Annotated in this window: 4 protein-coding genes; 3 read left to right on the top strand and 1 reads right to left on the bottom strand. The window is 66.7% G+C overall.

All coding sequences use genetic code 11. From position 1 onward, the window contains the following. Positions 1 to 146: 146 nt before the first annotated feature. The 3 genes from AC5Y43_RS11870 to AC5Y43_RS11860 are packed head-to-tail and all read left to right on the top strand — an operon-like array spanning position 147 to position 2,461. Entirely contained in the window at positions 147 to 1,748 is a 1,602-nt protein-coding gene (locus tag AC5Y43_RS11870) for a PPE family protein (RefSeq protein ID WP_499972538.1), read from the top strand. A 57-nt stretch (positions 1,749 to 1,805) separates the two neighbouring features. Continuing rightward, positions 1,806 to 2,069, top strand: a complete 264-nt coding sequence (locus AC5Y43_RS11865; RefSeq protein ID WP_499972536.1) for an antitoxin — start codon at positions 1,806 to 1,808, stop codon at positions 2,067 to 2,069. Beyond that, positions 2,066 to 2,461, top strand: a complete 396-nt coding sequence (locus tag AC5Y43_RS11860) for a type II toxin-antitoxin system VapC family toxin (RefSeq protein WP_499972532.1) — start codon at positions 2,066 to 2,068, stop codon at positions 2,459 to 2,461. Before AC5Y43_RS11865 ends, AC5Y43_RS11860 begins: the two co-directional genes overlap by 4 nt. Before the next feature lie 19 nt (positions 2,462 to 2,480). Here AC5Y43_RS11860 and AC5Y43_RS11855 read toward each other — a convergent pair whose 3' ends face one another. Beyond that, positions 2,481 to 14,012 (bottom strand): BTAD domain-containing putative transcriptional regulator, encoded by an 11,532-nt coding sequence (locus tag AC5Y43_RS11855; RefSeq protein ID WP_499972529.1) that lies wholly within the window; start codon positions 14,010 to 14,012, stop codon positions 2,481 to 2,483. Between the last annotated feature and the right edge of the window lie 75 nt (positions 14,013 to 14,087).

The raw sequence follows: 14,087 nt of genomic DNA, 5'->3' as shown, positions 1-14,087 counted from the left end.
CGCGTGGTCGGTGCATATGTCTTGCAAATCATTTGCATCAACTCCTGCGTGCGGGTTACCCTGCCAGGGGTGAAAGTGATGGCATTGCAAGTGATTCCGGAAAGGTTGGTCACGCCCGGCACGGCATCGTCACATATCGCCGACGCATGACCGCCCCCATCTGGATGGCCACGCCACCAGAGGTGCATTCGGCGCTGCTGTCCAGCGGGGCGGGGCCGGGGCCGCTGCTGGCAGCCGCGGCCGCCTGGCACTCGCTCAGCGCCGAATACGCCTCTGCGGCCGATGAACTCAGTGGCTCATTGGCCGCGGTGCGGGCCGAGGCATGGCACGGCTCGAGCGCGGAATCGTATGCGGCTGCGCACTTTCCGTATGTGGCGTGGCTGTTGCAGGCCAGTGCCAACAGCGCCGCAACGGCCGCCCGGCAGGAAAGCGCGGCCGCGGCATACACCGCGGCGTTAGCGGCAATGCCGACGTTGCCCGAGCTCGCCGCCAACCACGTGACCCACGCAGTGTTGGTGTCCACGAACTTCTTTGGGATCAACGCCATCCCGATCGCGCTCAACGAAGCCGACTACCTCCGGATGTGGATTCAGGCCGCCACCACCATGGGCACCTACCAGGCGGTCTCGACCGCGGCGGTCACCGCCGCCCCGCGCACCGCCCCAGCGCCCCCGATCATGAAAGCCGCCGCAGCATCCGCCGCGTCACCGAGCCCCGGCGATCCGTTCGGGCTGCAAGGCCTCCTCAACGACCTCTTCAACTTCGAGGGCGGAAACAGCCTGCTCGAACTCATTTGGCCGGGCAATCCCTTCACGTCGTACTCTCCGGGAACGAATTTTTCTCAGGCACTCGCCGACATCTGGACAAGCTTTTACGAGGGACTGTTTGTCTACGACCCGCAGACACTGGCATTCGCGCACAACCCCGCGCAGCTGATGGCGGTTCTTCTCATCGCCGGGACCCAGCTCATCACGCATCGGATCTTCGACATCGTCCAACTCCTCTACAACTTCCCGCAATTGCTGGCAGTCGCGCTGCCGGTGGTGACCGCCCCGCTCGGAGCGCTCGGCAGCTTCGCCGGCTTCGCGGGGTTGACGCCCGTCGCACCACCGGCCGTCGCCCCGGCACCGATTCCGGTCGCGGCAGGACCCCCGCTGCCGCCGCCCGCCGCGATCACCCCAATCGCCCTGAGCCCGGCCGGGGCGCCGGCCCCGGCGCCCGCCCCCGCTCCGGCGCCCACCGCACCGCCGGCAACGTCCCCGCCACTACCGCCGCCGACGACGGGGGTGGAGGCTGCTGCCTACCCCTACCTGGTGGCGCCTCCCGGCGTCGGGTTCGGATCTGGCATGAGCGTCCGGGCTCACGCGCCGGCCTCCGACAAAGCCGCGGTACCGACGGCCGCCGCGGTGGCCGCGGCAGCCGCGGAACGAAACCGGGCGCGTCGCCGTCAACGCGCGACGGCCAAACAGCTTGGCCGCGGCTATGAATACATGGACCTCGAGGATGACACCGGCCCCGGCGGCGCGGAAGCGCAGGGGTGGGGTGTGACGTCGACCGCCGCCTCGGATCGGGCCGCGGGAGCGCAGGGCCTTGCCGGAACCGCGCGCACTCCGGGCGTGACCGACGCGGCGGGGCTGACCACGCTCGCCGGTGACGAGTTCGGCGGTGGGCCCAGGGCGCCGATGATGCCAGGCACGTGGGAGTCGGACCGCGCGGGCGATGCGGCGGATATCGACGGCGACGCCTGAGCGAACTGTATGGGTTCAGTGAATTTGATTCTGCGATGCTCCAGATATACTCATGCGATGAGTAAGCGGCTGCAGGTTCTTCTCGACCCAGAGGAATGGGAACAGCTACGGGTGGTCGCCCGCCGACACCACACGACCGTGTCGGACTGGGTCCGTCGGACGTTGCGCGAGGGGTGGGAACGAGAGCCCAGTGGTGACCTGGGCACCAAGTTGCGCGCGATCAGGTCGGCCGCACGGCATGAATTTCCGACAGCTGACATCGAGCAGATGCTCGAGGACGTCGAGCGCGGCCGCGCGCAGCTGCCGGAAACCCGGCCATGATATTGGTCGACTCGAACATCCCCATGTACTTGGTGGGCGCTGCCCACCGTCACAAGCTTGATGCTCAGCGCCTCTTGGAATCAGCCGTGTCCGCTGGCGAGCGTTTGGTCACCGACGCTGAGGTACTCCAAGAAATCTGCCATCGCTACGTCGCCATCGACAGGCGCGAGGCGATCCAGCCGGCATTCGATGCCGCCCTTGCTGTCGTGGACGACGTCCTACCGATCTCGCGTATCGACGTCGAGCAAGCCAAGGACATTGTGCTGCGGTATCGGAGCGTCTCTGCGAGGGACGCCCTGCACCTCGCCGTGATGGCGCGTCATGACATCACGCGCCTGATGAGCTTCGATCGCGGCTTCGACGAGTATCCGGGGATCAGTCGCCTGAGCTGACGCGCTTTGATCGCATCGGTCAGTTCAGCTCGTCGAACCGCGCGAGCGCTGCGTCAAGGTCTTCCTCGTCGAAGACTTCCAAGCGGTTGAGCAAGTTGCCTTCGACCGTGAGAATGTTGATCACCCGCCACTCGGCGTTCACGCCATCTTGCGACGTCTCATGCGACACGGAAGCGACTACTGCTCCAAAGTCGTTCAGGCGATGCACAACCTCGACGGAGCTGTACGTGTCGGGTGCCAGGAGCCACGAGTCGAGTAATGCAGGCAGTTCACCGGAGCCAAACGACACCCCAACCCGATGGTCGACGTTGACCCAGTCCGGCGTCGTCAGAAGTGCCTCGCGCCGGTTGAGCGCGGAGTATGCGCGCGCGACGACCGACCACGTGTGCGAGTGAGCCGCCGCCTCCCCGGCGAGGTAGCGGGCGTCGAGTTCCTCGAAGGCGGCGTCGATATCGTTGGCATCGAAGGTGACGAGCGCGACGGCCCGCCCGTCGGCGTCGATTTCCAGGATGCCGAGTATCTCTGTCTGGAACGCCCCGGCTCCCTGATCGCGGTTCCGGAAGCCGTGGCGCATGAGGGCGAGTCGCTCTCCGCGTGTTGCCACGACCGTGGCCGATATGTGCGTGCTCCACACGTCGGCCGTCGCCCGCATATCCGCGATTTGCGCCTCGCGACCGTAGCGGACGCCCGCACCGACCACAGGACGACGATCATCGTTGGAGAGGTTGTCGGACAGTAGCTCTCGCATTGCGTCCCAGTCGCCCGCCGCAAAGTACGACAGAAAGCGATCGACTGCTCGGCTTGCCGCGTTCTCCAGCCGCCGCGTTTGCTGGTGCAACTCGTCAAAGTGGGCGAGCGCGGCGTCGAGGTCTGCTTCGTCGTAGGTTTCGCAGCGACTGATCAGGTCACCGTCGACGGTGTAGATGTTGATCATCCGCCACTCCGCGTCAAACCCCTCGTGCGAGGTCCCCTTCAGTGCCTGAGTAACGACGGCTCCGAGTTCGGAGAGGCGATGGACCGCCTCGATGTAGACGCCGGCATCCGGAATGAGGTCCCACACCGTGCGAAGGTATGTCGCCAGATCGACCGCCTCAGTCGTGACCAGTCGTCGATGGTCGATGAAAACGGGATTCGGCGTCGTCGCCGGGAGTTCGTGGTGAATGAACCCCGCTTGGGCGCGCGCTATCGACGACCACACGCGCGACTGAGCCGCCGCTTCCCCGGCGAGGTATCGGGCGTCGAGTTCTGCGATGGCGGAGTCGATATCGTCGAGATCGAACGCGAGTTGCGCCGCAATGCGCTCGTGAGCGTCGATCTCGACGAGGATGAGCATGTCGCTACTGAACTCCCCCTGCCCCTCGTCGCGGTTGGGGGAACAGATGCGAGTGAGGGCGAGGCGCTCACCACGGGTCGCGATGACCGCCCACGATACCGGCGCCGCGTCGGCCAGGGCTTGCAGGTTGGCCACTACGACATCGCGACCGCCCCAGAACCCGGAGCTCGTCAGGTGACGACGGTCGTCGACGAAAGTGTCGTCGGTCAGGATTTCGTTGATCGCCGCCCAGTCGCGGGTACGGAAGGACGCATAATGCCGGTCAACTATCCGGCTGGCCGCGTTTTCCAGCCGCCGCGCTGGACGGTGCAGTTCGTCGAAGCGGGCGAGCGCAGCGTCGAGTTCCGCTTCGTCGAACACCTCAGTGCGGGTGATCATCTCGCCTTCGACCGTGAAAACCGCGATCCCGCGCCACTCGGCGTGAAAGCCCTCGCGCGAAGTCTCGTCCGCCGCGTAGGTCACGACTGCTCCGCTGCCGTCTAGCCGATGCGCAACCTCGACATAGATATTGATGTCTTGGTCGACATCCCACCCGGCGCGGAGGTATGCGATCACGTCGCCAGGTTGAAACGCCGTCTCTCGGCGGTGGTCTACAGTCAGCCACTCGGGACTCGTTATGGGAAGTTCGTGCCGGTTCAGTGCGGCGTAGCTCGCCGCGACCACCGACCAGGTGTGCGCGTGCTCGGCCGCTTCCCCGGCGAGATAGCGGGCGTCGAGCTCCTCGATGGCGGCGACGAGGTCGTCAACGTCGAACAACACTGCCGCCGTTATCCGTTCGTCGGCATCGTGTTCGGTAACCTGAAGCACATCAAGCTGAATCGCGTCGTGGTCAGGCCCCGAAGCTCGAAAACGCGTGAGAATGAGGCGTTCCCCGCGGCCCGCGATGAGTTCCACCGTGATCTTAGACAATAACCCGACCTCGGAGGAAACTCGTAGATCTTCTATGGCGGCATCTCGGCCATGTCGGACCCCGGCATTCACGACTCGACGGCGATCGTCGTTGTAGTAGTCGTCGGTGAACATCTGTGCCATCGCATCCCAATCGCGGGCGGCGAAGTGCGCAGCGAAGCGTTGTGCCACTGCGCTTTTCAAGCGTGGCACCTGTGGCTGCAGTTCGTCGAAGCGGGCGAGTGCGATGTCGATGTCTGCCTCGTCGAAGATTTCGCAGCGGCTAATGAGGTCGCCTTCGACGGCCAACACGTTGATCCCGCGAAACTCGGCGTCGAAACCGTCGGGCGATTTTGCAAATCCCGACCACGTGACAACCGCTCCCGACTGGCCAAGGCGGTGCACTGTCTCGACATAGACGCCGCCGTCTGACATCAGGTTCCATGCCGCATGGATGTACTCCGTCAGGTCGCCGGGTGTAAACGCGATGCCTGGTCTGTGGTCGATGCTCACCCAATCGGGCGTCGTCGGAAAGAGCTCGCGACGGTTGAGTGCGGCGCACGCTCCTGCGACGACCAACCATGTACGCGAGTGCGCCGCGGCGTCACCGGCAAGGTACCGGCGATCGAGTTCCTCGAAGGCGGCGTCGATGTCGTCGCCGTCGAAAGAGACGTTGGCCACGACCCGCCCATCGGAGTTGATCTCCCCGACGTCGAGTTGCTCGGCGACGAACGCCTCGGGGCCTTGATCCCCGAACGAAAAGATGCTGCGGGTGATGATGAGGCGCTCTCCGCGCGTCGCGATGGCGGTCACTTCGACGTTCGCGATCTCGAGGCCGGCGACGGCGCGCATGTTGGCGATAGCCGCGTCGCGACCGTGCCGGATCCCGGCGTTCACGACACTTCTGTGATCGTCGAGGTAGTAGTCGTCGGCCAATAGCTCCGCCATGGCGTCCCACTCGTGGTTTGCGAAGTGCGCCAGAAAGCGTTCGCTCACTTGGCTTGCCGCGTTGTCCAGTCTCCGCACCGGCGGATGTAACTCGTCAAAACGCGCAGTCGCAGCGTCAATGTCCGTCTCGTCGAACAACTCCCAGCGGCTGATCATGTCGTCTCTGATCGTCAGAACATCGACGTCCTGCCATTCGGCGTCGAGCCCCTCCTGCGAGGTCGCCTGCGATCGGTGCGTGATGACCGCTCCGGAGTCGCTGAGGCGATGTACGACCTTGATGCGGACGCTGACGCGGGACGTGGCCTCGAACGTGGCACGCAGGTAGTCCTGCATGCCCCCGGGTTCGATCATGACGAGGCGGCGGCGGTCGATGTCGACCAAGTCCGGTGTCGTGTGCGGCAGCTCGTGTCGATTGAGCGCGGCGCAGGCCTCCGCGACGGCCGACCACGTGCGCGCGTGGGGTGCCGCTTCGCCGGCGAGGTACCGGGCGTCGAGTTCCTCGAAGGCGGCGTCGACGTCGTTGGCGTCGAACCAGACACGCGCCGCGATCCGCTCGTCGGCACCGAGTTCAACGATGCTGAGGACGTCGGTGTGGAAGGCATCGGATCCCTGACCCGACCACGACCAGCGGTAACGACTGAGGGCAAGTCGGTCGCCGCGGGTCGCGATGGGGCATGACGTCCCGAACGCGATCCCGAGTTCGGCGCTTGTCTGCATGTTGGCGAGCGCTACGTCGCGGCCATGCCGGATCCCCACATTCACCACAGGACGGCGATCGTCACTGTAAAACTCGTCGGCCAGGATCGCGGCAAAACCGTCCCAGTCGCGCGCAGCGAAAGAAGCGAGGCCCCATTCCTCGGCTCGAGTTGCCGCGTTTGCGAGGCGTGAGGCTGCCTGGCTGAGTTGATCGAAACTCTCCATCGCGGCGTCGAGATCAGGTTCGTCGAACAGCTCGGACCGAGTGAACGTGTCGCCTTCAATCGTCGAAAGGTTGACCTCTCGCCACTCGGCGTCGAAACCCTCACGCGACGTCCCGCGTGCCGCGTGGGTAATCACAGCTCCGATATCGCTCAGCCGATGCACGGCCTCGATGAAGGGCCTGACATCCTGCTCGAGATCCCAGCCGGCGCGCAGATATTCGAGCAACTCGCCGGACCCGAATGATGTTCCACGCCGGTGATCGACGCTGACAAAGTTGGGCGCAGTCGGCGGCAGCTCGCGTCGGTTGAGGGCGGCATAGCCGTTCATGAAGGCCGACCACGTGTGCGCGTGGGCGGCGGCTTCCCCGGCGACGTAGCGCGCATCGAGCTCCGCAACGGCGGCGTCGAATTCGTCCATGTCGAAGGCAACATGGGCTGCCAACCGGTCGTTGGCGTCGACTTCGACGACGCTGAGAAAGTCCACACGAAATGCCTCATCTTGCCGGCCGTGCCCGAAGATTGACGAACGACATAGCGCGAGGCGCCCGCCGCGGGTCGCGATGACGGTCGACGCAAGCGTCTCGCCGCCGATCTCCACGAAGGCTTGACCGTTGGCTATTTCGCTATCCCGGCCCAGCCGAATGCCGGAATTCACCAGGTGGCGACGGTCGTCGTTGAGCATGTTCTCCGCTATGGCGGTTGCCATCGCATCCCAGTTCCGGGCCGTGAAGTACGAGGTCACGAGGTCGTACACATGGCTCGCTGTGTTTTGCAGCCGTGGTGCCGGCCGGCTTAGTTGTTCGAACCTCCTGATCGCGGCATCGATATCTGCCTCGTCGAATATCTCGCCGCGGTTGATCAGATCGCCTTCAAATGTGGCCAGGATGACTTCCCGCCATTCGGCATCGAAGCCGTCGTGCGAGCTTCCACGCACCACGTGCGTGACGACAGCGCCGATGTCGCCCAGCCGATGAACGGTTTCGATGTAGCCCCTGAAGGTCGGCGCGATGTCCCATGTCGCGTGCATGTATTCGGTTAACTCACCGGGCGCGAACGCTCTCGCTCGTCGGTGATCGATGCTTACGCAGTCGGCCGTCAATCGCAGTTGTTGCTTGTTCGTTGCCGCGTATGTCTGCGATACGACCGACCACGCCTGCGAATAGGCGGCCGCTTCACCGGCGACGTATCGCGCGTCGAGTTCCGTGAGTGCGCCGTCGACGTCATCGGGGTCGAACATGATGATTGCAGTGATTCGCCCGTCGTCGCCGACCTCGGCTATCTGCAGGGCTTCGGCGCGAAATGTCTCGGGCCGCTCGTCGCCCTGCGAGAATCGCGCATGGGCCAGGACGAGGCGCTCTCCCCGGGTGGCAATGACGCTTGACGTCGCGTGCGTAACCCCAAGGTCGGCCGCCGACCGCATCGTGTCGACCGCGGCGTTTCGGCCCCGTTGGACGCCCGCATTGACCACTCGGCGGCGATCTTCGTTGTGGAAATCGTCGACAAGCGTGTCGGCCAGGGCGTCCCAGTCGCGGGCGGTGAAGCACGCTTGCATGCGCTCACATGATCGGCGGGCCGCGTTGTCCAGCCGCGGTGCCGGCCGGCTCAGCTGTTCGAACTTCGCGATCGCGGCGTCGAGGTCGTCCTCGTCGAAGACTTCGCAGCGGCTCATCAGGTCGCCTTCGACAGCCAGAATGGTGACCTCTAGCCATTCGGCGTCGAAGCCCTCCGGCGACGTCCCACGCGTCGACTGGGTGACGACGGCCCCGAGGCTGCTCAGCCGATGCACCGCCTCGATATGGATCCTGGCTTGCGGCGCGACCTCCCATGTGGCACCGATGTATGGGATCAAGTCACCGGGCGAGAACGCCCTTCCTCGGCGGTGGTCGATATTCACCCAGTCCGGCGTCGTCGTGGGGAGCTCGTGTCTGTTGAACGCCGCGAGCGCACGCAGGAGAACCGACCAGGTCTGTGCGCGGGCGGCTGCTTCGCCGGCGAGGTAGCGGGCGTCGAGTTCCTCGAAGGCGGCGTCGATGTCGTCGAGATCGAACACGACGCCGGTCACGATCCGGTTGTCGGCGTCGATCTCGATGACGTTGAGCAACTCGCCATGAAACGCCTTGGGCCCCAGGTCCCGTCCCGAGAAACGGGACTTGCATAGGGCAAGTCGCTCCCCCCGGACCGCGAGGACGGCCGACGACATGTTTGCCCCGACCTCAGCGAGGGCTCGATTGTCCGCGATATTGACATCTCGACCCTGTCGGACCCCGGCGTTTACGGTTCGTCGGCGATCGTCGGTGCGGATGTCGCCGGCCAGTATTTGCTCCATCGCGGCCCAGTCGCGGGCGGCGAAGTACATCTTGTAGCGCTCGTAAACCTGGCTGGCAGCGTTTTGGAGCCGTCGCGTCGGCCGACTTAGCTGATCGAACCGCGCGAGCGCGGCATCGATATCCGCCTCGTCGAAGAGCTCGCAGCGGTTGAACAAGTCGCCTTCGACCGTCGCAAACATCACTCCCTGCCACTCGGCGTCGAAGCCCTGATCCGAAACACCTTGCGCTGCATAGCTGCAGACCGCTCCGAGATTGCTCAGCCGGTAAACAGCCTTGATGTAAGGCCGGATGTGTTGGCCGAGCTGCCACCCGGCGCGGACATAGGTCGTCAAGTCAGTGGTTCCGAACACTGCTGCCTGGCGGTGGTCAACAAACACGGAGTCTGGGCTGATCGCCGGAAATTCCTGCCGGCTAAGCGCGGCATAGGATTCCGCGATCATCGACCATGTGCGGGCGTGGGCGGCCGCTTCGCCGGCGAGGTATCGCGCGTCGAGCTCCTCGATGGCTGCTGCGAAGTCGTCAAGGTCGAACACGACGCGCGCCACGACCCGTTCGTCGGCGTCGATCTCGACGACGTCGAGGACATCGATGCCGAATGCGTCTGGACGCTCGTCGCGGAACGCGGATCGGACTCGATTCAGAACGAGATGCGCACCACGGGTCGCGATGACGTCCGTCGTCATGCTCTTGAGCCCCGGGGCGACTACAGCAATTTCGGCCAGCACGGCATCGCGGCCGCGTTGAAGCCCCCCGCCCACCAACCTTCGGCGATCCTCCTGGGCGATGTTGTCGGCCAGCGATTCAGCCAAGGCAGCCCAGTCGGCGGCGACGAGATACGACGCGAAGCGTCGGCATACCCCGGTCGCCGCGGTTTCGAGCCGCCGAGCTTCAAGGTGTGGCTTCTCGAATCGGGCGTGTGCGGCATCGAGTTCGGCCAGCGCCCCGTCCATGTCTTCGACGTCGAACACCACCTGTAGGCAGATTCGGCCCTTCTCGTCAAGGAGGCATAGCTGCAGCAATTCATCCTGCGGGGCACCGGGACTCATGTCGGCCGTGCCCACCTTCAGTCGGGTAAGGGCCAGAAGCTCCCCCCGTACGGCGAGAACAACGACGATCTGGAACCGTAGCGCGCCGTTCTCGCTGAGACGTCTTACTTCGCGTGGCCATGCGTCAGGCGAGAGGTCGCTCAGGCTGAAGTGGACTACTTTCCGGCGACTTTCGACGATGACGTCAGGAGCAAAGATCTGCTCTAGCTCGTCCCAGTCTTCGCGATCGACAGCGGCAACCACCTGGCCTAGCGCACGCACGCACGCGTTGTCCAGTTCGGCGCTCACCGCTTCGGGCACAGGCGGCGCCACCGGGACCGCGCGCTCGCCGAGGATGCCGCGCGCCCTCTCCGCAAGTGCCGCAGCGCCTTTCCGTTCGTACAAGCCCGCGGCCCGCTCTGCGGCGGCACGCGCCGCCGTGGCGTCGCCGGCGGCACTCAATACCGTCGCCAGCGTGAGACACGCGTCACCGTGGTCGACCAGGAAATCGGTGCGTTCGGCCAGGGCAACGGCGGCCTCGGCGACGCGCCGGGCTTCGTCGTGATCACCACCGCGTGACAGCAACTGCGCCCGGAGGGTGCGCCAGGCGATCGCCGCCTTCAGCGCATGGCCGGCGAGACGCTGGCTCTCCGAACACAATTCGTCGGCCTCGGCGTCGCGGCCGAGCGTGAGGCAGGTGCGTCCCAGCAGCGCGGCGGTCTCGGCGGTGTCGGCATCCAGGCCCATGCGACGAAAACCGTTGTAGGCCTTGCGCAGATGCGGCTCGGCCGCGGCTGGATCGTCGCCAACAAGTTCGACGATGCCGGCGAACTGCTCGACCTCCAGGACGGCATGGCGAAGGCCGAGCTCGGTGACCATGCGCCGCGCCGAGTCGATCATCCGTTGCGCCGCCGCGGCACGGCCGCGGAAGGCCTCCAACACGGCCTGGCATCGCGTCGAGGTCGCCTCGACCGCCGGCGAGTCGGTCGTGATCCGCAGCAGTCGCACCACGTCAAGACACCGGCCGCCCGCCCGCGGAACCGGATTGGGCCCCCACAGCGCCGCGAGCGGCGCGTTCGCCAACACCGCATTGACCCGGCGGTGTTCGCGCGCGCGTCGCGCCGCCGTCAGGGCGTCGTCCAGAGCGATTTCGCAGTCGCCGATTCGTCCGAGCCGGGCGAGGCACCCGGCACGAACGGTGTGCGCCTTGGCTTCTCCGGCGGCGTCGGCGATCTGGGCCAATTTGTCCGCGGCGGCACTCGCGGCGGCCTCGATCTGGTCCAGTCGCTCGGGATGGATCAGCATCGACAGCTGACCGTCGAAGCACGTCGCCCAAGCGGCCAAGCGCGCCGAATCGATCGTCGCTTCCTGCAATTGCGAAACCGCACCCGCCGCCGAGGCCACGTCGCCCGCGGCGAGCAGCGCCTCGCAGCGCGCGATCAGCAGCTCGGCGACCTGGTCGTCGCGGTCGGGCAGCTCGTCGTCGATCTCCTCCAGCGCGTGCAGTGCCCGGTCGTAGAGGTCGGCGGCGCCTTCGTAGGCCAACCGGGCCATGGCCTGGTCCGCGGCGCGCCGGCAGTATTCGACGGCCTTGGCGGCGTTGCCCGCCCAGGCGCATTCGAAGTAGTGATAGGCCAGTTCGGCGAGCAGCTCGTCGTCGGCGCCGGGCTGGCTTTCCAGCGTTGCGGCGATGCGCTGGTGCAGCCGCATGCGCCGCACCGACGGCAGCTCGGCGAGCAGCGACTGGCGCACAAGGGCGTGGTTGAACCGGTAGTGCCCGCCGGACTCTTCGATGACGATGCCGGCCTTGGCCGCCTCGTCGAACGCATCGACGAGATCCTGATCGACTACGCGTTCGACCAGTTCCAAAGCAAACCGGCTGCCGACGACCGCCGCGGCGGCAAGGCCCTTGTTCGTCTCCGCGGCAAGCCGGGACAGCCTGCGGCTCACGGCTTCCCGCACACCCTGCGGCAGCGTGCTCGGATCCCAGCGGCCGCCGCTCTCGTCGACGTGACGCAGAGCCTCGATCAAGAAGAACGGGTTGCCGCCCGTCACCGACGCCAGCGCCCGGGCCAGCTCCTCGTCGTTGTAGCCGGCCTCGGCGACGTAGGCGGTGACGTCGTCCTCGTCAAGGCCGCTGAGCTGCAGGCGATTTGCGGTTCCGTCACGGTGCAGGTCGGCGAGCATCGCCGCCAGGGGATGGGAGCGGTCGAGGTCGGTGCTGCGGTACGTGCCGACGATCTGCACGCGGGCGTGCTCACCGAACCGCAACAGGTGCCGCAACAACAGCAGCGTGGGTTTGGCCGCCCAGTGCAGGTCGTCGAGGATCAGGACGACCGGCACGCTGGCAGATGCGACTCCCAACAACGCGACAACGGCGTCGAAAAGCGCGTAACGCTCGGTGTCGGGATCCGCGCGCGTCGGCGCGGCCACGTCGGGCAGGACATCGGTCAGCCCGGGAACCAGCGGAAGCAGCGCCTCGACCCCGCGCAACCCCCGCAGCCGGTCCGGGCCGGCGCAGGGCACCAGCGAACGCAGCGCCTCGGCGAACGGCTGATACGGCGCACCGAGATCCTCATCGCAGCGGCCGTACAGCACGACCGCCCCCTGTTCGTAGGCCCGCCGCGACCATTCGCCGGCCAGCCGTGTCTTGCCCACCCCCGGCTCGCCCGCGATCAGCATCGCCTGCATGCCACCGACGAGCGCGGCCTGCCACGCCGACAGCAGCCCGTCGAGTTCGCGGCCACGACCGACGAACGGCCCCGGGCCGACCAGCACCGCGGGCAGCGCGGGCCGTTCCATGGGCGCTTCGGCGACGTCCGGCCGGGGGCCGAGCTCACCGGTTTCCAGGCGAAGCTCGAAGACGTGCTCCGGGCGGGGAAGGTTGCGCAGCTGGCGCATTCCCAGGTCGGCGAGCATGACGTCGTCGGGCAGGGAGTCGATGACGAGCTCGGCGGTGGCGCCCGAGCACAGGATCTGGCCGCCCTCGGCCAGCGATCGCAACCGCGCGGCCCGGTTGACCGCCCGGCCGAAGTAGTCGCCGTCGCGCAGCTCGACCTCGCCGGTGTGCAGCGCGACGCGAATTCGCATGGGCTGGGCCAGCGCCCAGGGCTCGTGAGCGATCGCGTCTTGCAGCTCGATGGCGGCCGCGGCGGCCGCGGACGGCCGCTCGAACACCGAGAACGTCGCGTCGCCCTCGCCGCGGGTCTTGATCAGCCGCCCACCGCGCGACGTGACGACCTGTTCGACGAGCTCGTCGTGGCGCGCGAGGGCCACCGCCATCGCGTCGGCGTCCGCCTCCCAGGCCGCCGTCGATCCTTCGATGTCGGTGAGCAGGAAGGTTACCGCGCGGGTCACCGACGGAAGCTGTTGTGCCACAAGGATATCCAGCGACGAATCCTGTACGACGATCGCGGCCTCGAGGCGCCGCAGCTCGGGCCCCGGATCGACACCCAGCTCGCTGACCAGCTGCGCGCGCGCCCGCTGGTAGGCGCCGAGCGCCTCGCCTTGGCGGCCGGCGCGGTAGAGGGCGAGCATCAGCTGGCCCCAGCGTCTTTCGCGCAGCGGCGCCTCGGCCACCGCGGCCTCGAGCTCGCCGATGATCTCCGCGGCGCGGCCCGTCGCGAGCAGCGCGTCGGCCCGGTCCTCCACCAGCGCGGCGTGGCCCTCGATCCACCGCGTCTTCTCCGAGGTTCCGCGCCGCCCGTCGGGCAGCTCGGGGATGCCGCGCCACAGGGCAAGCGCCTCCTCGAAGCGGGCCATCGCCTGACCGGTGTCGCCGGCGGCGGCGGCGTCGCGCGCCAGCCGGGCGGCGGTCTTGTAACGCGCGGCGTCGACGTCGGTCTCGGCCAGGGTCCAGCCCGCGCCGTGCGTCAGGACGAAGCCGTCGCCGAGGGTGCGGCGCAGCGCGGAGATGTGCGTTTGCAGAGCCTTGGCCGCGGTGCGCGGCGGGTCCTCGCCCCAGAGCAGCTCGACGAGCGTCTCGGCCGGCACGAGGGAGCCGCCGTGCAACCCGAGCATCGTCAGGACGGCGCGGGGTTTGGCGCCGGGAATCGCGACCGGCGAGCCATGCTGCCGGACCTGGAGAGGTCCCAAAACCCCCAGTTCCACCCCTCGAAGCGTAGTCATGTCCGCAATCTTCGGTAAGCGGATTCAACAAGCGGTCAAGATCGGGTAAAGGGTGCT

This window comes from Mycobacterium sp. NGS57, from assembly GCF_059812405.1.
Note: the sequence above shows the minus strand (reverse complement) of the source record. Positions and strands in the feature narration are given on the sequence as shown.

Coding starts and splice junctions, on each gene's coding strand:
- AC5Y43_RS11870 (WP_499972538.1), top strand. CDS start 147: ATGACCGCCCCCATCTGGATGGCCACGCCACCAGAGGTGCATTCGGCG.
- AC5Y43_RS11865 (WP_499972536.1), top strand. CDS start 1,806: ATGAGTAAGCGGCTGCAGGTTCTTCTCGACCCAGAGGAATGGGAACAG.
- AC5Y43_RS11860 (WP_499972532.1), top strand. CDS start 2,066: ATGATATTGGTCGACTCGAACATCCCCATGTACTTGGTGGGCGCTGCC.